Source organism: Acinetobacter sp. KAM396 (genome assembly GCF_021602765.1).
Lineage (GTDB): Bacteria > Pseudomonadota > Gammaproteobacteria > Pseudomonadales > Moraxellaceae > Acinetobacter > Acinetobacter towneri_A.
This window is the reverse complement of sequence record NZ_BPPH01000004.1, coordinates 99509-120885: the sequence shown is the minus strand read 5'-3', so window position 1 is coordinate 120885 and position 21377 is coordinate 99509. Positions and strand designations below refer to the sequence as shown.

Annotated in this window: 22 protein-coding genes and 3 tRNA genes; 14 read left to right on the top strand and 11 right to left on the bottom strand. The window is 40.3% G+C overall.

The features are described 5' to 3' along the window. Positions 1-52 precede the first annotated feature (52 nt). From L6C30_RS04205 to L6C30_RS04195, 3 genes are all read left to right on the top strand, one after another. Positions 53-1489, top strand: a complete 1437-nt coding sequence (locus tag L6C30_RS04205) for a M48 family metalloprotease (RefSeq protein WP_236162405.1) — start codon at positions 53-55, stop codon at positions 1487-1489. Positions 1490-1537: 48 nt separating this feature from the next. After that, positions 1538-1906: a GFA family protein gene (locus L6C30_RS04200; RefSeq protein ID WP_230244360.1), complete on the top strand. Its 369-nt coding sequence runs from the start codon at positions 1538-1540 to the stop codon at positions 1904-1906. 72 nt (positions 1907-1978) lie between these two features. Next, complete coding sequence (locus L6C30_RS04195) at positions 1979-2341, top strand: hypothetical protein (protein ID WP_230244362.1); 363 nt, start codon at positions 1979-1981, stop codon at positions 2339-2341. A 151-nt stretch (positions 2342-2492) separates the two neighbouring features. Here L6C30_RS04195 and L6C30_RS04190 read toward each other — a convergent pair whose 3' ends face one another. Next, the gene (locus L6C30_RS04190) at positions 2493-2939 is read right to left on the bottom strand and encodes a GatB/YqeY domain-containing protein (RefSeq protein ID WP_104851814.1); all 447 of its coding nucleotides are present in this window, start codon (positions 2937-2939) and stop codon (positions 2493-2495) included. Positions 2940-2970: 31 nt separating this feature from the next. Continuing rightward, positions 2971-3186 (bottom strand): 30S ribosomal protein S21, encoded by a 216-nt coding sequence (rpsU, locus tag L6C30_RS04185; RefSeq protein ID WP_001136722.1) that lies wholly within the window; start codon positions 3184-3186, stop codon positions 2971-2973. Positions 3187-3332: 146 nt separating this feature from the next. Here rpsU and tsaD point away from each other — a divergent pair, with 146 nt between their 5' ends. The 3 genes from tsaD to L6C30_RS04170 all read left to right on the top strand — a co-directional run bounded on the left by tsaD (position 3333) and on the right by L6C30_RS04170 (position 6197). Further along, on the top strand, positions 3333-4349 hold the full coding sequence (tsaD, locus tag L6C30_RS04180; protein ID WP_230244364.1) for a tRNA (adenosine(37)-N6)-threonylcarbamoyltransferase complex transferase subunit TsaD: 1017 nt from the start codon (positions 3333-3335) through the stop codon (positions 4347-4349). Between the two features lie 127 nt (positions 4350-4476). After that, on the top strand, positions 4477-5616 hold the full coding sequence (locus L6C30_RS04175; RefSeq protein ID WP_236162406.1) for an IS4 family transposase: 1140 nt from the start codon (positions 4477-4479) through the stop codon (positions 5614-5616). Positions 5617-5765: 149 nt separating this feature from the next. Continuing rightward, positions 5766-6197: a GFA family protein gene (locus L6C30_RS04170; protein WP_070155986.1), complete on the top strand. Its 432-nt coding sequence runs from the start codon at positions 5766-5768 to the stop codon at positions 6195-6197. A 71-nt stretch (positions 6198-6268) separates the two neighbouring features. On the opposite strand, the gene L6C30_RS04165 is transcribed toward L6C30_RS04170, so the two are convergent. Next, the gene (locus tag L6C30_RS04165; RefSeq protein WP_236162407.1) at positions 6269-7141 is read right to left on the bottom strand and encodes an ATP-binding protein; all 873 of its coding nucleotides are present in this window, start codon (positions 7139-7141) and stop codon (positions 6269-6271) included. A 183-nt stretch (positions 7142-7324) separates the two neighbouring features. Between L6C30_RS04165 and L6C30_RS04160 the strand changes: the two genes are divergently transcribed. The 5 genes from L6C30_RS04160 to L6C30_RS04140 all read left to right on the top strand — a co-directional run bounded on the left by L6C30_RS04160 (position 7325) and on the right by L6C30_RS04140 (position 10125). After that, positions 7325-8854 (top strand): DUF3336 domain-containing protein, encoded by a 1530-nt coding sequence (locus tag L6C30_RS04160; protein WP_236162408.1) that lies wholly within the window; start codon positions 7325-7327, stop codon positions 8852-8854. Then, the gene (locus L6C30_RS04155) at positions 8844-9695 is read left to right on the top strand and encodes a protein kinase (protein ID WP_236162409.1); all 852 of its coding nucleotides are present in this window, start codon (positions 8844-8846) and stop codon (positions 9693-9695) included. The genes L6C30_RS04160 and L6C30_RS04155 overlap by 11 nt, the downstream gene beginning before the upstream one ends. Positions 9696-9812: 117 nt before the next feature. After that, positions 9813-9897 (top strand) — tRNA-Leu (locus tag L6C30_RS04150). 33 nt (positions 9898-9930) lie between these two features. Next, positions 9931-10004 (top strand) — tRNA-Trp (locus tag L6C30_RS04145). Positions 10005-10040: 36 nt separating this feature from the next. Next, positions 10041-10125: transfer RNA gene (locus tag L6C30_RS04140), tRNA-Leu, on the top strand. Between the two features lie 241 nt (positions 10126-10366). Here L6C30_RS04140 and L6C30_RS04135 read toward each other — a convergent pair. The 3 genes from L6C30_RS04135 to L6C30_RS04125 form a co-directional block, all read right to left on the bottom strand. Continuing rightward, the gene (locus L6C30_RS04135) at positions 10367-10570 is read right to left on the bottom strand and encodes a hypothetical protein (protein ID WP_004971452.1); all 204 of its coding nucleotides are present in this window, start codon (positions 10568-10570) and stop codon (positions 10367-10369) included. A gap of 457 nt (positions 10571-11027) precedes the next feature. After that, the gene (gene gloB, locus L6C30_RS04130) at positions 11028-11759 is read right to left on the bottom strand and encodes a hydroxyacylglutathione hydrolase (RefSeq protein ID WP_236162410.1); all 732 of its coding nucleotides are present in this window, start codon (positions 11757-11759) and stop codon (positions 11028-11030) included. Positions 11760-11968: 209 nt separating this feature from the next. Further along, positions 11969-13204: a pyridoxal phosphate-dependent aminotransferase gene (locus L6C30_RS04125; RefSeq protein ID WP_236163409.1), complete on the bottom strand. Its 1236-nt coding sequence runs from the start codon at positions 13202-13204 to the stop codon at positions 11969-11971. Between the two features lie 153 nt (positions 13205-13357). Here L6C30_RS04125 and msrB point away from each other — a divergent pair, with 153 nt between their 5' ends. Then, complete coding sequence (gene msrB, locus L6C30_RS04120) at positions 13358-13777, top strand: peptide-methionine (R)-S-oxide reductase MsrB (protein WP_070155976.1); 420 nt, start codon at positions 13358-13360, stop codon at positions 13775-13777. Continuing rightward, on the top strand, positions 13774-14253 hold the full coding sequence (locus tag L6C30_RS04115) for a glutathione peroxidase (protein WP_070155973.1): 480 nt from the start codon (positions 13774-13776) through the stop codon (positions 14251-14253). The genes msrB and L6C30_RS04115 overlap by 4 nt, the downstream gene beginning before the upstream one ends. Before the next feature lie 73 nt (positions 14254-14326). Here L6C30_RS04115 and dapC read toward each other — a convergent pair whose 3' ends face one another. The 5 genes from dapC to L6C30_RS04090 form a co-directional block, all read right to left on the bottom strand. Further along, positions 14327-15496: a succinyldiaminopimelate transaminase gene (dapC, locus tag L6C30_RS04110; protein WP_236162412.1), complete on the bottom strand. Its 1170-nt coding sequence runs from the start codon at positions 15494-15496 to the stop codon at positions 14327-14329. A gap of 20 nt (positions 15497-15516) precedes the next feature. Next, positions 15517-18183: a [protein-PII] uridylyltransferase gene (glnD, locus tag L6C30_RS04105; RefSeq protein WP_236162413.1), complete on the bottom strand. Its 2667-nt coding sequence runs from the start codon at positions 18181-18183 to the stop codon at positions 15517-15519. Between the two features lie 27 nt (positions 18184-18210). After that, positions 18211-19428: a formate-dependent phosphoribosylglycinamide formyltransferase gene (gene purT / locus L6C30_RS04100; protein WP_070155963.1), complete on the bottom strand. Its 1218-nt coding sequence runs from the start codon at positions 19426-19428 to the stop codon at positions 18211-18213. Positions 19429-19609: 181 nt separating this feature from the next. Beyond that, positions 19610-19957, bottom strand: a complete 348-nt coding sequence (gene ygaH, locus L6C30_RS04095) for an L-valine transporter subunit YgaH (protein ID WP_236162414.1) — start codon at positions 19955-19957, stop codon at positions 19610-19612. After that, positions 19954-20691, bottom strand: a complete 738-nt coding sequence (locus L6C30_RS04090) for an AzlC family ABC transporter permease (RefSeq protein ID WP_236162468.1) — start codon at positions 20689-20691, stop codon at positions 19954-19956. The genes ygaH and L6C30_RS04090 overlap by 4 nt, the downstream gene beginning before the upstream one ends. 119 nt (positions 20692-20810) lie before the next feature. On the opposite strand from L6C30_RS04090, the gene L6C30_RS04085 reads away from it, so the two are divergent. Beyond that, positions 20811-21302 (top strand): hypothetical protein, encoded by a 492-nt coding sequence (locus L6C30_RS04085; protein ID WP_236162415.1) that lies wholly within the window; start codon positions 20811-20813, stop codon positions 21300-21302. The last annotated feature ends 75 nt before the right edge of the window (positions 21303-21377 follow it).

Genomic DNA, 21377 nt, shown 5'->3' with positions numbered 1-21377 from the left:
TTTTCAATGTTATAGTCAATCATTATGCAAGATATGTATTTGAGATCATCCATTGAAACGTGTATTACTGATCTGCGGTTTGAGTTTTGCCAGTATTGCGACTACCCAAAGTGCCAATTTAACCACCACAGCACAATTTAATGTGCCTGAAATTGGCAGTGGTGTGGGTTTAATTGATCAGCAAAAAGAACGCAGTATTGGTGAAAAAGTCTATCGGGAAGTGCAGCGTAAAATGCCTGTCACACAAAACCCGTGGCTAGAAGATCATTTAATCAATACGTTTTCGCATCTACTCAGCCAAACTCAACTGGGGCAACCTATTGGGTTACTTATTATCAATGATCCACAAATTAATGCCTTTGCTGTGCCAGGCGGTTTATTTGCGTTAAATACCGGTCTTATTAATTCTGCCCGTAATATGGATGAAGTTGCTGGTGTAATGGCGCACGAAATTGCCCATGTGTCGCAACGTCATTACAGCCGATCACAAGAGGCATTTAAAGGGCAGGGCTTGTTGGCACTGGCTGGAGTTTTGGTTGGGGCATTGGTTGCCTCACAAGCTGATGGTGATGCTGGCGCAGCAGTGATGATGGGTTCTCAAGCCGCTTTAATGGATCAGCAATTGACCTATAGCCGCAATCAGGAACGTGAAGCAGACCGTATAGGCATGCAATATATGTATAGCGCAGGCTATAACCCACAAAGCATGGCAGATTTTTTTGAAGTGATGCACCGTACCACCAGCCGAGTCAGCTTCTTACCAGACTTTTGGTTTACCCATCCCTTAACTTCAGAGAGGATGAGTGAGGCGCGTTTACGTGCCAATCAATTACCACCTGTGCCAACCTCGCTGCGTGATGAAGACTTTGAAATTTTAAAGTTATATAGCTTGGTGGTTTCTCAGCAGGCGACAGAACAACAGCTCAAAGCATTTGCAACCCGTAACCATTTTGCTGCACAGTTGGCTTTGGCTTATTTTTATAGCCAGCAAGGCGATTTTGTTTTGGCGCAGCAAACCATAGATCAGGCTAAAAATCACAATCGTTTACATAATTTATTTACACTTATTCAAACTGACATTTATTTAGGACAAAATAAAATTGATTTGGCGCTCAAAACAATTAGCTCGCCTGCGCGAATTATGCCTGAAAATCGTGCACTGAATTATAAATGGGCAGAGGTTTTGATTCGTCAAAATCAAACCGCACAGGCAGAAAGTATTTTGAAGGATTTCTTGCAAAAAAATCCGCGTGATTTATCGGCCTGGAATTTAATGCAGCAAGCGGCAAATGCAGACCGAAGTTCTGCATTACGCACGGTAAATGTGTTACGGTATCGTGCAGAAGTACAGTATTGGTCAGGTTGGGAAGAAGAGGCGATTAAATCATTACTGCACGCCCAGCGCTTAGCCAAAGATAATCAGGCGATGTCGGCAAATATAAAAAACCGTGTGACTGAAATGCAAAGAGAGCGACAGTTAAAAATATAAGTCGGGCGTATAAATGGTGGCATAACAATAAAGAAAAGGAGTTTAAGAATGATTGAGGGACAATGTTTATGTGGTGCGGTGTATTACCGTTACCATGCCGAAATTGAAAAAACAATATTATGTTTTTGCCAGCATTGCCGCCGTGCGCAAGGTGGTATTATGGGATGGAATAGTCCAGTTGCACGTGAACATTTTGAAGTGGTACGTGGCTTAAAATACCTAAAAGAATATTTTCATAGTCCCAATAAAGCACGAGTATTTTGTCAGGAATGTGGCAGCCCGATTTATTCTTATCGGCTAGATTTACCCGATATTATTCGTTTGCGTTTAGGAACTGTGATACAAGGCAAAGTTCCCGAACCATGTGAGCAAGCTTTTGCGCAATACAAACCGAACTTTTTGGTAATTGAGTCGTGAGAATAGTCATTCACTGAATATACAATGCTAAAATAGAACTCGAAATTGAGTTGAAATTACCCTGTATTGAAAATGAAAAAATATATTTATTTATGCCTTATTTTGGGGATGAGCTTGCCAAATGTTTATGCTGCGAGCGCAGAGCAGTATGTGTTGGCTGTCGAAGAAATTAATACGCAATATAAACAAGATATTCGACAGTTTTTACGGGGTTTAAACCCACAACAGCAGGGTTTTAATTCGCAGCAACAGCAGCAGTTTTGCGGCATTGTTAGTCGTTATGTCGATCGTTTATATCAGGCAGCTGATGAAAACCGTGCCTATTTGGATCGTCGTTATCAAAATATTAATAAACAGGATGTGATTCAGCAGGTCAGTACATCTAAAGAAATGCAATTGCTGAAAAAGTATCAAGTGAACTGCGATTTAAAGTAAAAAGTTAAAGCAAAAGTGTCTAAGGGTGAGTAATAGTTATCTCATCCTTGTTTAGCATTTTACTGAATAGTATTAGCGAAAGATAGATTAAACAGGTTTAATCTGACTTTTAAATGGATATTTGGATAAACACAAATTTGGGATGAGCTAATTAGCTTAATTTAGCTTTAATTTTTGCAGATACTTGTGCAGGATCGGCGCGCCCGGCTATGAGCGGACGCAGAGAGTTCATCACCTTACCCATATCTTTCATGCTAGTAGCTTGTTGCGCTTGAATGGTTTGCGCAATCATGGAATCAAGTTCTTCCTCAGTCATAGCTTCTGGTAGAAACTGAGATAACACCTCAATTTCGGCTTGTTCCTTACTAGCTAAATCTTCTCGGCCAGCGCCTTCAAAGGCTTTAACCGATTCTTTACGTTGTTTAATTTGCTTTTCAATGACCGCAAGAACCTGAGCATCGTCAAGCTCTTTGCGCTCATCGACTTCGATTTGCTTAATTGCTGCCTGTAGACTACGAATTACCGTTAACTTATCCATTTCTTTAGCGCGCATAGTCGCTTTTAAAACGTCAGTGATTTGGTTTTTTAAAGTCGTCATCATTTAATCCAGACAGGCAATCACAAATTAATTAGTAAAGGCGAGTAGTACGTACTGATTCACGCGCCAATTTCTTTTGGTAGCGTTTAACAGCAGCCGCTTTTTTGCGCTTACGTTCTTGAGTTGGTTTTTCGTAGAATTCACGCTTACGTACGTCAGCTAAAACACCTGCTTTTTCGCAAGAACGTTTGAAACGACGGATAGCTACGTCTACTGGTTCGCCTTCTTTCAATTTAACTTGTGGCATGAAGAATCCTCATTAAGTTATGGATAAGATCTGGGCGAAATTGCCCACGATCACAAGTGAAGGTCAGTATTTTACTCATTTACATCTCATATCACAAGTCTATAATAGGTTTCGCAATAGAATTGATACAGGTTATAGGCAATTTAATGATCGTTTTAGGCTTAGAAACATCTTGTGATGAAACAGGACTTGCGCTGTATGACAGCGAGTTAGGTTTGCGTGGGCAAGTACTGTATAGCCAAATTAAATTGCATGCAGAATATGGTGGTGTGGTACCTGAATTGGCATCACGCGACCATGTGCGTAAACTTATTCCTTTAATCAATCAATTGCTTGAGCAGAGTCAAGTCAAAAAATCTGAAATTGATGCCGTGGCGTATACACGTGGACCGGGGCTAATGGGCGCACTCATGACAGGTGCATTATTTGGGCGAACTTTAGCTTTTGCCTTAAATAAACCCGCAATTGGGGTGCATCACATGGAAGGGCACATGCTTGCACCATTGTTGTCTGCGACACCACCAGAATTTCCGTTTGTCGCTTTATTGGTTTCGGGTGGACATACACAGCTCATGGCAGCTTATGGCATTGGCCAATATGAATTGTTAGGTGAGTCGATTGATGATGCTGCGGGCGAGGCTTTTGACAAGGTTGCTAAAATGATGGGTTTACCGTACCCGGGTGGGCCAAATATTGCCAAATTAGCCGAACAAGGCGATGCCACAACCTTTGAATTTCCACGTCCAATGTTGCACCAAGGCTTAGAATTTTCATTTAGTGGTTTAAAAACTGCGGTTTCAGTACAAATGAAAAAGTTGGGTGATGCAAACCGTGATGCAGACATTGCGGCAAGTTTCCAAGAAGCGATTGTTGATACTTTGGTGAAAAAATCGGTAAAAGCTTTAAAACAAACGGGTTTAAAACGCTTGGTGATCGCTGGTGGTGTGAGCGCAAATACTCGTTTACGTGAGCGTTTAGAAGCGGATTTAGCTAAAATTCGTGCAGCAGTTTATTATGCAGAACCTGCATTATGTACCGACAATGGTGCAATGATTGCTTTTGCGGGTTATCAGCGTTTAAAAGCAGGGCAACAAGATGGTTTATCTGTAACGACTACACCACGTTGGCCGATGACGGAATTAAGTAATCCAAACGAAGCATAAAGCGGGTTGATGAAAAGAGGTGTAAAAGCCACTGCTGTCCCATAGTTTGATTTAAATAAAAAAACCTGAGTCTGAATCGTTAAAATATAAGTGCGAACCAACACTTTAACGACCAAGGACTCAGGTTTTGTCATATCAGAATACCGTATTTCATCAATTGATTAAACCCATACTCCGACAAGATTTTGAACGTCTTGTTCAAATACATCATGTCGGTCAGAAATTTAGAGCTGCTTCAAGATGGGATCAGTTCATTGCCATACTGATGTCTCAACTTTCCTGCAGACAAAGTCTGCGGGATATTCAATCTAATCTAGAGTGTCAACAAGAAAAGCTGAATGCTCTCGGAGCAAAGTCTATCCCTCGCAGTACACTGGCTCGAATCAATCAGGAACAGCCTGCAGGCTTGTATGAACAGCTATTTTACACCTTGCTTAAATCTTATGAACACTCAAAAGTAGCTCATAAATTCCGCTTTAAGAATCCCTTATATTCCCTGGATGCCAGCCATATTGATCTGTCACTTTCCTTATGTGAATGGGCCAAAGTGCATGAATCCAAAGCCAGCATGAAACTTAGCGTTGGCTTAAATCACAGCAATACCATTCCTGAATTTGTGGCGCTTGGGGATGGCATTGAAAATGATATGGTACAAGGCAGAGCATTTAAATTTCCTGCTGGCAGTATTGTCGTATTTGACAAAGGATATATTGATTATCAATGGTTTGCCCAATTGACTCATCAAAAGGTCAGCTTTGTCACCCGATTGCGCCCAAAGACAGTTTATCAAGTGAAATCTAGCCGCAGCGTATTAGCATCTAAAGGTATTATTGCGGATGAGTGGATTGAATTAAGTAGTGCTCATGCAAAGAAAAGAGGTGCTCCCAAATTATTAAGACGTATAGAATTTTATGATGCCGATAAGAACAGGACGTTTGAGTTTCTGAGTAATAACTTTCATCTGGCAGCATCAACGATTGCTGCAATTTATAAAGACCGTTGGAAAGTGGAACTGTTCTTTAAAGCACTTAAACAGAATTTAAAATTAAAGTCATTTCTAGGTCGAAGCCGTAATGCCATACAAACTCAAATTTGGATCGCGTTAATCGCCTATTTGCTGGTGAGTTTCGCTCAACATCTGGGGAAAGAAGGCTGGACAGTGCAGCGCTTACTCAGAATCATTCAAGTGAATTTGTTTGAAAGAAAAACGTTAAAAGCTTTATTCTCACCCGATAAAATCCCATTAAACAAGAGGAAGCTTATTTAAGCTTCCTCTTGTGAAAAATTGTGGGACAGCAGTGGTGTAAAAGCCTCTTTTTTCATTTGTATCAACATGATAAATCTTGTTGAAGGTGTTCGGCTTTATTTAAACTCTATGCCAAACTACGAATTAAAAATAAGTTGTGAGAATAAAAGATGTATACGGGACGTTGTTTATGTGGACAGGTTAATTTTTCCATTCAACAGAAAATTCATACAATTTATCATTGTCATTGCAGTTTGTGCCGAAAGCAGAGTGGTACTGGTGCAAATGCTGCAACCTTAGTTCTTCAGCAAAATTTTAACTGGGAATCCGCTAAGAATACTGTCCATACTTATAAGAAGGACAGTGGCTTTACCTCATCTTTTTGTACTCAATGTGGATCCCCTGTACCTAATCAAGTGGGAAAAACGGATTATATGTGGATTCCTTTAGGTCTACTGGAAAATAATCTTCAACCAGAGCGGCGATTAAATTTTTGTCTTCAGTCGAAAACTGCTTGGATACCCACACTCGTTGCAGATCAGGATTATGCTGAATTACCAGAGTGGACGGTATTAGCATCACATTTTCAGTCGGATAGTTGATATTTTAGATATGCCATTTAAATTAGAAAAAGCCCAATAAGTTTATTGGGCATTGAATGAATTGAAACATTTTACAAAGATTTTAACTGCGCAGACCCAATCCAGTGCTTCGAGAATTGATAAGCGGCACGACCAGAACGCTGCCCACGCGCCTGACACCAGCGTAAAGCTTCGGCACGCGCTTCAGCGGTGAGCTCCATCTCCGCCTTTTGCAGATAATGCTCGACAATTTCTAAATACAGATTCTGATCCATTGGATAAAACGACAGCCACATCCCGAAACGATCGGACAGCGAAATTTTTTCCTCAATCGCTTCTTGGGGATGCAATTCAGTATATTGTGGTACATCTACACGAGTGACAGGTGTGTTTTCGTGCATAAATTCAGGCAGCAGATGACGTCTGTTACTGGTCGCATAGATAATAAAATTACTGGAACCTGATTGTAATGAACCATCTAAAACACTTTTTAAAGTACGATAATTTTCATCTTCTGCGTTAAAAGCTAAATCATCGCAATAGACAATAAATTTCTCAGGGCGATGCTGAATGATTTTTTGAATTTCTGGTAATTCAGACAAATCATCACGTTCAATTTCAATTAAACGTAATCCTTGATTGGCATACTCAGTCAGCAAGGCTCGTACAATAGATGATTTGCCCGTACCGCGAGAACCTGTAAGTAACACATCATTTGCAGGTAAGCCATTTAAAAACTGCAATGTGTTTTGAATGACTTTTTCTTTTTGCTTTTCGATCCCTTTTAAATCATCTAAATCTATTTTTCTTGGTTGTTGAATCGCCATCAATTGTTGATCTTGCCATTTGAATGCAATAGCAGAAAAGTCGGTTTCTTGTTTTAAAGCAGGTAAACTTTGCTGTAGTTGTTGGAGTACATGCGAAAGTGATAATAAAAAGTTGTCGGGTAAATCTAGGTTTGCCATGATAATTCAGCTTAAAAAATTCAGATCATATTGCTACACTTTAAGACTAGCGCAATTGACCTAGAGTTGACAATCAAAGTGTGTTGAGTCATTGACGCGTACGACAAATTTTTAGATATTGTTGTGTATAGTAGGCATAGGCAAGCGTAGTGCTGCGAATAAACTAAAGGATCGAGGAAGGCTATGTTATTTAAAGGTTTTACCGAAGATGTTAATCCGCATCAAGCCTATCGCATAAAAAAGCTCAAGCGCCAAATACAAAATGCCGAATCTTATGAAGAATGGAAAAGTATTGCCATTCGTATAGATGAAGAAACTGGTGCACAAGAATGGAAATATGACAACAGTTCACCATATTTTGACGCGGAAATTATTTCGCATCGTTTAAATTTATTACGCCGCTACCGCACTACCGACCGCAGTCGCGATTTAATTTATATATTGCGTGAAGGTTTAACTTTTGACATCGCCAATATTGCCCATCCAATGTTGTTCACTGCAACTTATGTGGGTACAAAAAAAATTATTGAAGATTATGTTGATGAGGTCAGCAAAAGTTTGGCTTTTGTCGCTTCAGATGAATGTCAGGCTTTCACCAAATCAGAAAAAATAGATTTTTTTCAGCAATGCCAAACGGCATACGGACAACCTGCATTGATGTTCTCTGGTGGTGCAACGCTAGGTTTATTTCACACAGGTGTTTGTAAGGCATTGTTTGAACAAGATTTAATGCCTAAAGTGCTATCGGGTTCGAGTGCAGGCGCAATAATGACTGCAATGTTAGGCATTTCAAAACCTGAAGAAGTACAACATATATTGGGGGGGGAGTCATTTTTCCACGAAGCATTTCAATTTAGACAAATGCGGGAAATTATTAAAGGCAATGGGGGAATTGCCGATGTGCATTATTTAAAAAAATTCCTCATCAAAAACTTAGGCGATACAACATTTCAAGAAGCTTTTCAAAAATCAGGTTTACATATTAATGTGGCGGTTGCGCCTTATGATGCATCACAAGACTCACGCATTATGAATAGCTTTACTGCGCCAGATTTATTGGTTTGGAGTGCAGTGTTGGCCTCGTGTGCTGTGCCAATTTTATTCCCACCAGTACGTTTAACCAACAAGCGCTATGATGGCGAACACACTCCGTATATGGGCAAAACCCGCTGGGTGGATGGCAGTGTGCGTAGCGATTTCCCGCAGGAAAAAATGGCACGTTTATATAATATTAATTACACTATTGCCAGTCAGGTTAATCCACATGTAGTGCCGTTTATGCAGGATGATATTAAGCGTTATCGCAAAGATATGCTGAGTTGGCCAGAACGGATTATTCGTCGTCAGGGCAAAGTGATTAGCCGTGGGGTAATGGATTTTGTACGTGAGCGTGCAGGTGCTGTACCGCCAGTGCGTCGTTTGTTAGATCATGGTTATGGCATTGTCGATCAGCGCTATTATGGTGATGTGAATATTGTAGGAAGCTACAACCTGCGCCATTACACATATATGCTGCAAAACCCGAAACCGCAATTGTTTAAAATTTTGCAGCGTGAGGGCGAACGCGCGACTTGGCCCAAAATTTCATCAATTGAAACGCATGCACGTGTTGGTAAAACTTTGCAACATTGCTTAGAGTTACTAACTGCACCTCAAAGAGCAGTATCTAGTGAAGTCTCAGCAGAAATTCGCCCTGGTGTAAGTGTTGTTTAATGTTTTGAATTTGGATATTGAACGGTTAGACTTTGCGCAGTTCGAGTTGCGTAGTAAAGCAAAAAGTTTGCAACATGGTCGGCATATCTATCGTTTTGAACACCAAGGGCAGTTTTATTGGCTTAAAGCCCAACAACCAGGTGTTCATGCGACAGTAGAGCAGGGCTTTGCACAAGAATGGAACTTTTATAAACAGTACGCGCAATCATTACATTTATCTTTTTTATTGCCATGTCAATTGATGGATGCTGTACCCATTCATATTCAGTCGCATGGTAATTCACATGACATTTCATTTCATTATTCACAGGTCTATTCACGTGCTTTGATTCTGCCTGAAGCAAAAGCCGTTCTTGCCATGGGTAATTTACCTGAGCATACAGAAGAGATTAAACACATATTTTGGCGTGTCTTTGAAGCGGTGGAAGCATTGCATCAATTGGATTGGATTCATGCCGACTTAAAAGCTGAACATCTTGTACAGTTTGATGGACAAATCAAGTTATTAGATTTCGAGCAAGTACAGAAAGTTACAGATATTCAATGTCAGGAGATAACCGCTACACTGCGTTATATGGCGCCAGAGTTATTTCACGGGCAGCCTAAAACTGCACAAAGTGATATTTATGCTTTAGGTATTATTTTTTATGAATGGTTAACGCAACAACGCTTACAGGCAAACAGTTATCATGATTGGGCGTATTTGCACTGTCAAAGATTGCATATTCAAATTCCTGCGCATCTACAAGCATTTTTACCACTACTGAATCACATGTTAGCAAAGCCCTATTCACAGCGTGCGTCGAGTATTGCTGAGTTGAAATTATGGCTTAGTGGCTGAATATTCAGAAGAAAAAATCAAAAAATAGGTTTTTGTTTTTTATTTAAACAGTCATTGTGCTTTTTTATAAAAAAGGCTTGTCATCAGGAAGTGATCTCTATAATATACACAGCCATCGGGGACGTGGCGAAATTGGTAGACGCACTGGATTTAGGTTCCAGCGCCGCGAGGTGTGAGAGTTCGAGTCTCTCCGTCCCCACCACTTAAACATCAAGCTAGCTTGATTTTAAGTTGCAGAGGATTGGTGTAATGGTAGCATGACGGTCTCCAAAACCGTTCGTCAAGGTTCGAATCCTTGATCCTCTGCCAAATCAAAATCCAACAACTGAGTTGGTACCCAATGTTGGGGACGTGGCGAAATTGGTAGACGCACTGGATTTAGGTTCCAGCGCCGCGAGGTGTGAGAGTTCGAGTCTCTCCGTCCCCACCATACATTAAAGAGCAAGGCAATGACCTTGCTTTTTTATTGCCTGTTATTTTAGCTTTGAATCCTTGCATCTCTTTGACAAAGCTTTGATACATTTCAAGATTTAAAATTCAGCATAAAAAACCCACAAACAGGTTATGGGCAAGATCATCTTTAAATGTTGATGAAATACGATTTGAATTTTTATTTTTGCATCCTATCAAGTTCAACCGTTATCGCATACTTATCGGTATTGTATCAATATTTATGCTTTTAAATGGTCTTCAAATTCCTCGCCTAATTTCATTGCTAAAGCGTTACCTGAAAGTTCACACGTAACCAAACCATACTCTTTTTGAAAGCTAAAAGTGAAACCGTGACCATCCGCCAAATTTTTGACTGAATAGCCTAATTTTTCTAACCAAATACGAAACGCAATTAAATTTTTTGCTTTAACAACTTTTTTCACGAGAGAACTCCCATCCATTCATTTAAATATTAATAGGGATATTTCTTGAATTTTTAAAGGGCAGCACTGTATATCTTTGATATTTTTTTCACTGATTTTGCGAAATCTAAAGTTCTTTTAAGAAAATAGAATATTTCAAAAGAATTCTAAATTTTTAAGATATTGATATTTATTATTTTTATTAAAATGGTGCAATTTATTTTAAGGTTTAAAATGTATTGCCTAAAGATGACTTGGAAATATTTTGTTAATAATTTTTAATTATAGACTGTATTTATTTTCAGCATTAACATAGAGGGGCTTTGTTGCATAAATATGTAAGCATCTGATTTAAATAAATTTAATTTTGGATCAAAAAGCAATCAAAACTTTTAAAATCATATAGTTATGAAATCTTTGTGCAACAAAGCCGCTGTAACATATGAAATATCGCACGTTTCATCAACTATTCGTCAATTTAAAAGTTATCTTTAAGTTCACGTAATTTCTGAAATTCTTCGACACTTTCGGCTCTTAAAAATGGATTGGTTGCCAGTTCTAGTTCGATGCTGCTCGGTAAAGTGGGTTGATTAAGCATGCGTAAACTTTCAATCTGTTGATAACGCTCTTGAATGGAAACATTGTCTGGTTCTACATGCAGTGCAAATTTGGCATTTGCCAATGTATATTCATGAGTGCAATATATTTGAGTACGCGGAGGCAGGGCAGCCAAACGGTTTAAAGATTGATACATTTGCAAATGTGTACCTTCAAAAACGCGCCCACAGCCCATCGCAAATAAAGTGTCGCCACAGAACAATACATCCAACGCATCTATAAAATACACTATGTGCCCCAAGGTATGTCCCGGAACGGAAATAACATCAACCTGTAAATCATGAAAATTAAAATGGTCTTGGTTTAGTAATGGATGTGTGATAAACGGAATTTTGCTTAATTCTTCACGTGGCCCATAAACGGGTAAATTGCGTTTTGCAATGAGTTCAGGCACACCGCCAATATGGTCTTGATGCCAATGCGTCAACCAAATTTGTGCAATATCTAAACCATGATTTTGACAAAAATTTTCAACAGGTTTGGCATCGGTCGGGTCAACGACCACCACTTGTTTGCTGGCACAATGTTCAAGCAACCAAATATAGTTTTGTGATGGCTTTTGCGCATCAATAAGATGGACTTGGTAGTGCATGCTCGATTCCTGGAACTTAATTGTTTGTGACTATTACAGCATGCTTTTACTGGTGTGTAAAAGTGTCTCCCAAAGTAGCATGTTATTGCTTTGCTGTGTAACTGTGTGGTGATGAATAAAACGTGTAAAGATAAAATAGAGATAAAAATCAAATCCATAAAAAATGCCGTGTTTAACACGGCATTTTACAACAGAGATTCGGTGAAGTCTTAGCGGATTTTTGCCAAGAAACGACCTAAACGTGTCATTGCTTCACGTAATTCATTTTCTGCTGGCAAGAACACCACACGGAAATGATCAGGCGTTGGCCAGTTAAAACCTGTACCTTGAACCAACAAAACTTTTTCTGCTTTGAGTAAATCGAGCATTAACTTTTCGTCATCTTCAATTGGATAGACGTTTGGATCAAGTTTCGGAAAGCAATACATTGCGCCTTCAGGTTTGACACAAGACACACCAGGAATGTCGTTCAGCATTTCCCATGCAATGTTACGTTGTTCGTATAAACGACCACCTGGACGAATTAAGTCATTGATAGACTGATAACCACCCAATGCCGTTTGAATCGCGTATTGCGCCTGATGGTTGGCGCACAAACGCATAGACGCCAGCATGTCTAAACCTTCAATGTAGTCTGCAGCACGTGATTTATCGCCTGTAATTGCCATCCAGCCCGAACGGAAGCCTGCGATGTGATACGATTTAGACAAGCCATTGAATGAAATACAGAGCTGATCACCTGCTAAAGCCGCAACTGCAACATGCTCAATGCCGTCATAAATAATTTTGTCATAAATTTCATCGGCAAATAAAATTAAGTCATATTTTTTTGCCAACGCTACAATTTGTTCCAACACATGACGTGGATAAACCGCACCCGTTGGGTTATTGGGGTTAATAATGACAATACCACGCGTATTTGGCGTGATTTTACTTTCCATATCAGCAATGTCTGGATACCAAAAGTTTTCTTCATCACATTTGTAATGAATGGCAGTACCGCCCGATAAATTTACTGCTGCAGTCCAAAGCGGGTAGTCAGGCATAGGCACCAGCATTTCATCGCCATCGTCCAACAAGCCTTGCATTGCCATAACAATCAGTTCAGATACGCCGTTGCCAATATACACATCATTGACATGCATATCGAAAATGCCTTTTTGCTGATAGTATTGACAAATTGCTTTACGTGCAGGGAAAATTCCTTTGGAGTCGGTATAACCAATTGCATTGGGTAAGTTCAATGCAACATCATTAATAATTTCCTGTGGCGCTTCAAAACCGAATGGGGCAGGGTTGCCAATATTCAGTTTAATAATTTTATGGCCGGCCTCTTCCATTTCATTGGCCGCTCGTAACACAGGTCCGCGAATGTCGTAGCATACATGCTCAAGTTTTGATGATTTTTTTATTTCGCGTGGTGTCGTGTTACCTAGTACGGACATAGTTGCATCCAATGATAAGAAGATAAATAAATTATAGATTACTGAAATATCACAATCTATGCTGAAATTTAGCTAGATATTTTGCAAGCTCTAGCGTAAATATAGAAGTACTGAAGCATGACACTGAATGTCAAAGATTTAAAGGAGTTAGTGATGGGAAAACTCAATAAAACAGACCGAGAATGGCAAAGAGAGTTATCACCAGAGGAATTTCGGATTACACGTCAAAAAGGTACAGAGCCTGCTTTTACGGGGAGATATTGGAATACTCAACAAGAGGGTATTTATACCTGTCGTTGTTGCGGTACAGCGCTTTTCTCATCAGAAACAAAATATGACAGCGGTTGCGGTTGGCCAAGTTTCTTTCGTCCCCTTCAGCCAGGGGTGATTGAGGAGCATCAGGATGACTCGCATGGTATGCAGCGTACCGAGATTGTTTGTCATCATTGTGACGCACATTTAGGGCATGTTTTTAATGATGGCCCACAGCCAACGGGATTACGCTATTGTGTCAATTCGGCTTCTTTAGAACTCAAAACAGAAGAAAAAAATGATGAGGAAAATTATCCATGACTAACATTTATCAATTTGAAGCCGAGTTGTTAGATGGACAAAATAAAGCCTTTAGTGATTATGAAGGGAAAGTTTTGTTGATTGTAAATACAGCCAGTAAATGTGGTTTTACGCCTCAATTTGCAGGTTTAGAAAAGTTATATCAACAATACAAAGATCAGGGGCTAGAAATATTGGGCTTCCCGTGCAATCAGTTTGGTGGGCAAGATCCGGGCTCCAATGAGCAAATTGGGAGCTTCTGCCAAAAAAACTATGGTGTCAGTTTTCCAATGTTTAATAAAATTGATGTAAAAGGTCCTGAAGCACATGCGATTTTCCGTTACCTGACCAACAACAGTAAAGGTATTTTGGGTAATGGAATTAAATGGAATTTCACTAAGTTTTTAATTGGTAAAGATGGCAAGGTATTGAACCGCTTTGCTCCGACCACCAAACCTGAGGATTTACAGGCGGAAATTGAAAAGGCTTTACGATAAAGGTTCGCGCTTGTGCAAATAAGATAATTAAGGCGATAAGATGATCGCCTTAAATATAATTGAAATCATTAACTTATAAAATTGCTTTAAGACGTTGAATTACTTGTTCACATTGTGCCAAATCTGCAACCAAAGCTAAGCGAACATGGTTTTCACCTGGGTTACCTTGTGCAGTTTCACGAGATAAATATCGCCCTGGAAGCACTTTAATATGCGCTTTTTCCATCAACATTTTCGCAAAGTTTTCATCATGATCGACTTTGAGCCAGTAATAAAAACCTGCATCTGGTTTTTTTAATGGCAATAAATGCCCAAGCTCCGTTTGAAATAATTCAAACTTGGCGCGATATTGTATACGGTTATCTTCAACGTGCTGTTCATCATCCCAAGCTGCAATAGAGGCTAATTGGTGTTGTACAGGCATTGCCGCACCATGATAGGTACGATATTGCAAATAAGGTTTTAATAAGTTGGCATCGCCCGCAACAAAGCCTGAGCGCATACCAGGTAAGTTTGAGCGTTTAGACAAAGAATGGAATACGATACAGTTTTTGTAGTCATCGCGTCCAAGTTCGGCACAGACTTCCAGTAAACCTGTAGGCGCTTGGTCAAACCATAATTCTGAATAACATTCATCGGATGCAATGACAAAATTATATTGATCTGAAAGGGCAATCAGCTTTTTAAATTGTGCTTTTGAAAGGACTGCACCCGTTGGATTTCCCGGTGTACAGACAAACAATAATGCGGTTTTCTCCCAGACTTCTGCAGGTACGGCATCAAAATCACCCAAGTAATTATTGTCTTCGGTGCAATTGATGAAATAGGGTTGAGCGCCTGCCAATAAAGTTGCCCCTTCATAAATTTGATAAAATGGATTGGGCATCACTACATAAGGTGCATCTTCACGTCGAATCAAGGCTTGTACGAAGGAAAAAATCGCTTCACGTGTTCCTGAAACTGGGAGAACTTGTGTGTCTGGATTAACTTGCTTTAAATGAAAGCGTTGTGTCAGCCAATTGGCAATGCTGTGACGTAACTCAGGCAGACCTTTGCTGTTTGGATAAGTTGATAAATGCTGAAAATTATCAATAATGGCTTGCTTGACAAATTCAGGTGCAGGATGTTTAGGCTCACCTATAGTCAGTGGAATTAACGGCAAATTTGCAGGTTGTACGTCCTGAAATAGTTTGTTTAGCTTTTCAAAAGGATAAGGATGTAATAAGGACAAACTTGAGTTCATGGATGTTCCGTAAATTGAAGTTAATGTTGACCACAGACCTGATTAGAGGCCTCATCTAAAGCAGCTTTGAGCTGGATTGCAAAGGTATCTGCTTCAGATTTATTCATTGGTTTGCCATCTTTTTTGGTGACAAAGAAAATATCTTCGGCACGTTCGCCCAAGGTGGCAATTTTGGCGGAGTGAATATCTAAGCCTTGCATCATAAACAAGCCACCAATTTTGGCGAGTAAACCTGGATGATCTAGTGTGGCAATTTCAACCATATTTTGATTCAGTGCTGCATTGAACGTCACTTCTACTGTGTTTTCAATGTCAAAATGACGTAATTGACGCGGAATACGACGTTGCATTAGACCCGGATATTTATCTGACTGGCTCAAGGCATTCACTAAAGCCTCAATCACCATTTCTTCACGTTCAGGGTCTGTTAAGAGTGTGCCAAAACGGTCTAAGACCACGTAAGTATCCAAACTAAAGGCTTTGGTCGCAGTAATAATTCGTGCATCCTGAACGTCAAGGTTCATGCGGTCTAAAATAGCGACAGTTGTGGCAAATAGGTTGGGTTGGTCTTGCGTGTAAATAAAGATTTGTACTGCGTCTTGTGCTGATTTTCGGTGCGCGCGCATGAGCACTAATGGTGCAGGATTATCGCCATGCTCCAAAATCGCGCGGGTATGCCATGCAATTTCATCGGCAGATTCTTTAATAAAGTATTCATCGCCCAGTTCTTGCCAGACTTTTTCAACAGCACTGAGTTCAAAATCTTTAACCAGTAACTCGCTTGCCGCAAATTTGGTGTCTTCAATCAGCATTTGATAATCGACGGGACGCCCAAGTCCTGAGCGAATGACATCACGCGCTTGCGTATAAAGTTGGCGCATTAAGGATGCACGCCATGAGTTCCAGAGTGTTGGATTAGTCGCATTAATATCAGCAACCGTTAAGGTATAGAGATAATCTAAATGCTCCATATCTCCCATTTTTTCGGCAAATTCCTTGACCACATCGGGGTCAGAAATATCTTTTTTCTGTGCTGTGACTGACATCAACAAGTGATTTTTGACTAACCATGCCACAAGGTTACATTCACGTTCAGTAAATCCGTGTTTACGGCAAAACTCAATCGCATCTACCGCACCAAGTTCACTGTGATCACCACGACGACCTTTAGCAATATCATGGAAAATCGCAGCCAAATAAATAATGTCACGACGGGCTAAACGCTGAAATACCGAACTGACCACAGGAAAATCTTTCGCGAATTCAGGTTCTTTGAAGCGGCTCAAGTTACGCACCAGCAGTAAGGTGTGGGCATCCACCGTATAAATATGGAACAGGTCATATTGCATTAAACCTGTAATTTGACCAAAAGCGGGGATGTAATTGCCCAATACACCTAAGCGTTTCATAGTCACCAAGGTATTATACAAGCGGTGCGGTGAGCGCAAAATTGCCATAAACAGCGCTTGATGCGTTGTATCATCACGGAAACTTTGATCAATACGCTTGGCTGCAAGTGTTAGCAGGCGCAGTGTTCGTGCGCGAATTCCTTCAATTTCAGGACGATTGGCCAATAAATAGAAAATTTCTAAAATTGCGCTTGGTTTTTCTGAGAAAATTTTATGGTGCTGCACGGCAAGTTTGCCATCGACCAGTTTAAAATTTTCATTAATTTCTTCAATGTTACGTTCATAATTAGGCAAACGCGGGGTAATGACCGACTCATTAAAATAGGCCAGCAACATTTCATTTAAAGTGGAAACTTGCTGTGCAGAGCGATAATAACGCTTCATAAATTGTTCAATCGGGTAATTTTGCGGTTTACCTTCCTCTCGAACATAGCCAAAAGTTGCTGCAATATCTCTTTGATAATCAAACAATAAACGGTTTTCATCACGTTTGGTCAAACGGTGGAGATGATGACGTATTTCCCATAAAAAGCTTTCAGCTTCTTCGAGTACACCTAATTCAAACTCTGAAATAAAACCTAAATGCACCAAGTCGTAAATACGATTGACCCGAAAATGGCGTTTGGCAATCCAGCCAATCTGATTGATGTCACGAATACCGCCGGGAGCATTTTTAATATCGGGTTCTAAATTACTTTCGGTGTCATTGTGCTGCGCGTAACGTTTGCTTTGTTCCTCCATTTTGGCATCAAAGAATGTTTTATCTGTCCAAGTTTGCGAAACAATACGACGCGGCCATTTGTTAAGTTGTTGATTTCCCGTAATTAAACGTGCTTCAATCAAGGCGGTTGCAACAGTCAAATCACTGGTTGCCTGAATCACACAGTCTTGAATAGTCCGTACGCTGATGGCAGGTTTGAAATTGCCAACATCCCATAAAGACGAAATAAAAGTCGAAATAAGTTGTTCTTGTTCTGCTGTGATTGCATCTTCCGACAACACCATAATATCGACATCGGAATAAGGGAGCATTTCTTTGCGTCCATAGCCACCCACCGCAAATAGGCTTAAATCGGTTTTGTCTAATTCGGCATGTTGCCATAAAAAGGTGAGCGCTTCATCAATCAGGTTAGAACGCGCCAAAATCACTTCACGAATGGATTGTCCATTTTCAAAACATTGTTGTAGCTGATTTTCGACATCGGTGCGCCATTGGTTAATGGCCTGAATGTCATGGTTGCTTTTTACATAATTCAGCAAGGGTAATGTAATGATCATGGACAATTCCGTTATGCAATGACGAGCTTAATTTTGATTTTCGTTTAAATGTACGCGAACAGTCTCCGCAGTATGCTGAGCTAGCTCACGCGCTTTCTCTGTGGTTTCTGCACGCGCAGTCGCAACACCCATACGACGACGTTCAAAACCTTGAGGCTTGCCAAATAAACGTAAATCTGTATCGGGATGTGCTAATGCAAGATTCAAGCCAGAAAATGAAAGATTTGTTGCATCAACACCTGCATAAATCACTGCACTGGCTGCAACGCTATGGCGTGTGGTATTGACAGGTAAGCCTAAAATTGCGCGGGCATGTAATTCAAATTCACTTTGGAATTGTGATGCCAATGTCACCAAACCTGTGTCGTGTGGACGTGGAGATACTTCACTGAACCAGACTTTATCGCCTTTCACAAATAGTTCTACACCAAAAATACCGCAACCACCTAATGCAGTAGTCACTTTGTGTGCAATTCGTTTGGCTTCAGTCAAGGCAGCATCACTCATAGCTTGAGGTTGCCAGCTTTCTACATAGTCGCCTGCATCTTGACGGTGACCAATTGGCTCGCAATATGAAGTTTCGATCGCACCAGTTTCTGGGTTTTTAGAACGTACGGTTAATAAGGTAATTTCAAAATCGAAGTCAATTTGTGATTCCACAATTACTGTGCCTTGATTGACGCGTCCGCCTGTTTGGGCATATTCCCAAGCGGTATCAACTTCATCAAAACAAGTGACACGTGATTGTCCTTTGCCTGAAGATGACATTACAGGTTTCACAAAGTTGGGATAACCAATGTCATCACACGCAGCACGGAAAGATTCGAGTGAATTGGCAAAGCGATAAGCTGATGTTGGTAAACCTAATTCTTCGGCAGCTAAACGACGAATACCTTCACGGTTCATCGTCAAATTTACTGCTTTGGCAGATGGAATGACCGTTGCAATATTCTGCGCTTCAATTTCCAGTAAAACGGATGTCGCAATCGCCTCAATTTCAGGCACAATTAAATTGGGTTGAATTTTTTCAATCAATTGTTTTAATTCTGTGGCATCTGCCATGTTTAAAGTATAAGCATAATGTGCGACTTGCATGGCTGGTGCATGGTCGTAGCGATCGGCAGCATGTACTTCTACGCCTAAGCGTTGCAGTGAAATTACCACCTCTTTACCGAGTTCCCCTGAACCCAATAGCAAAACTTTAAAAGCAGAAGATTGAAGGGGAGTACCAATGGTCACGCTCATGTGAATCGTCCTTGCTAAAGTGGGCTTTTAGCATAGCAGAACTGTTCTATGAGTTAAGCCCTGTTTGCAATAAACTCATAATTTTGTCATCTGCTTGTATTGCATTCAGTGCTTTAAAGTAGTTAAGAGTGAATCTTGAAATAGATCATTTGGGCGATTCAAGCTCTAAGCCATAGACACATTAGAATGAAAATGGCACATAGGTATAAATTAAACCATAGGTGATGGCTGCGGTAAGTGTGGCAGGTACGATTTTCTTAAACTTAAAATACAAACTTGTGAGTATTAAAAAGCCAATTAACATCGCAAAACTTTTATTGGGTGTTTCAAGCAAAGGTGGCAAGGTTGCAACTACGAGCATAGAGCTAATTGCGGCAATGCCAATACTGCTCAAAGCGATTTTGAGCCATAACGCACCACGTTGCCGTGAGCCTTGTTGAAACTTTTGAATCACAAAAAATGGCCCAAAACGTGAGGCGAAATTTGCGATACCGACCACAATCCCGACCAAAATAATTTCCAAACTCATGATTTTGCTCCTGTATGTTCAGGGTCGGGCTGTTTTAATACATAGTGTTTAAATAATCCCGCCAAAATACCTGAAGAAATCCCAATAAAAATTGCAGCAGATAAGTCAATAAAATAACAAGCCACGGCAGACACTAAAATGGTGATTCCCACAACAAAGGTGTGTTTCTTTTCAAAAGCGGCCAGTAAGAAGCTAAGGAATAACGCGGGTAATAAAAAGTCGAGTGCCGCTTGTAAAAACTGTGGCATTTTAGTGACTTGGTCGGCAAATAATCCACCTAACAAAGAGCCTAATGCCCAAGACAACCAACTAAATAAACTCAGTCCAAGCATCCATGATTCAGACCATTCCTGACGGCGTTGTGACAGTTTAATCATGCCTGAGGCAAAGACTTCATCAGTCAGACCCCATGACCAAATTGCAGTTTTTTTGAGATTTAAACGATCTTGAATCAGGTTTTGTAAGGCCGGGCCGTAAAGTAAATGTCGAATATCCAAAGCAATCACTGTTAAAGCAGTCATCCAAATTGAGGTTCCATTGCCCAATAATGCAACGACTAAAAATTGACTTGCTCCTGCATACATCGAGCAGGATAAAAATAAGGCTTCCCATGCGCTAAAGCCGAATTGAGTTGCAGAAACACCAAAAGCAAAAGAAACAGGCAGATAGGTGAAAATAATCGCCTGACTATCTTTTGCACCTTGCCAAAAACTTGCTGTGGGCGCAGTTTGAATATTGTGTACGGACACGACACACCTTGTGGGAGAAAGTTGAACGATGGGTCAAATGAAGATTGTGTATTATACTTGAATTCATTAGCATGATGCCGAATTGTTTGTATGGGCAAACCGATATGTTGAAATTGAAAACACCTGTAATCCTGCTTGTTTCAATGTTATGCAGTAGCCTGTTATTGCAAGCGTGTAGTAATGACAACAACCCGCAAAAAACAGTAGAAATTAAGCCTGCGCCAAAACTCACCAATGATGCGACCGTGTATGCACAAGCCGTGTGGGAGTTGATGAATGAAGTTGAGCCGTACGTGTATCGTAAACAGCGTAATTTAATTGAAGATAAAGTCCGCAAACCTGCCCGTAAATTAAGTACCGACTGGCGTATTAATGTCAAAATGACCGACTCTGTAACTGAAGGGAAATATGCGCTGTGTCGTAAAGCCCTGACTAGCTTGGAAATTTGGGCGCGTGCGACGATTGACAGTTCAAGTAGCCTAGCGCAAAAACAAGCTGATTATGAGCGTGATAAAAAACAATGTGCTGATGCTTTGGCGCACCCTGAATTGGGCAATACCGACCCGAAACAAAAGGGTAATGTGGTACAGTCTTAGTTGAGGTTGCTTTGCATTGATGTGATGCAGAATCTTCCATAAAAAACCTCGATGCTTACATCGAGGTTTTTTTGT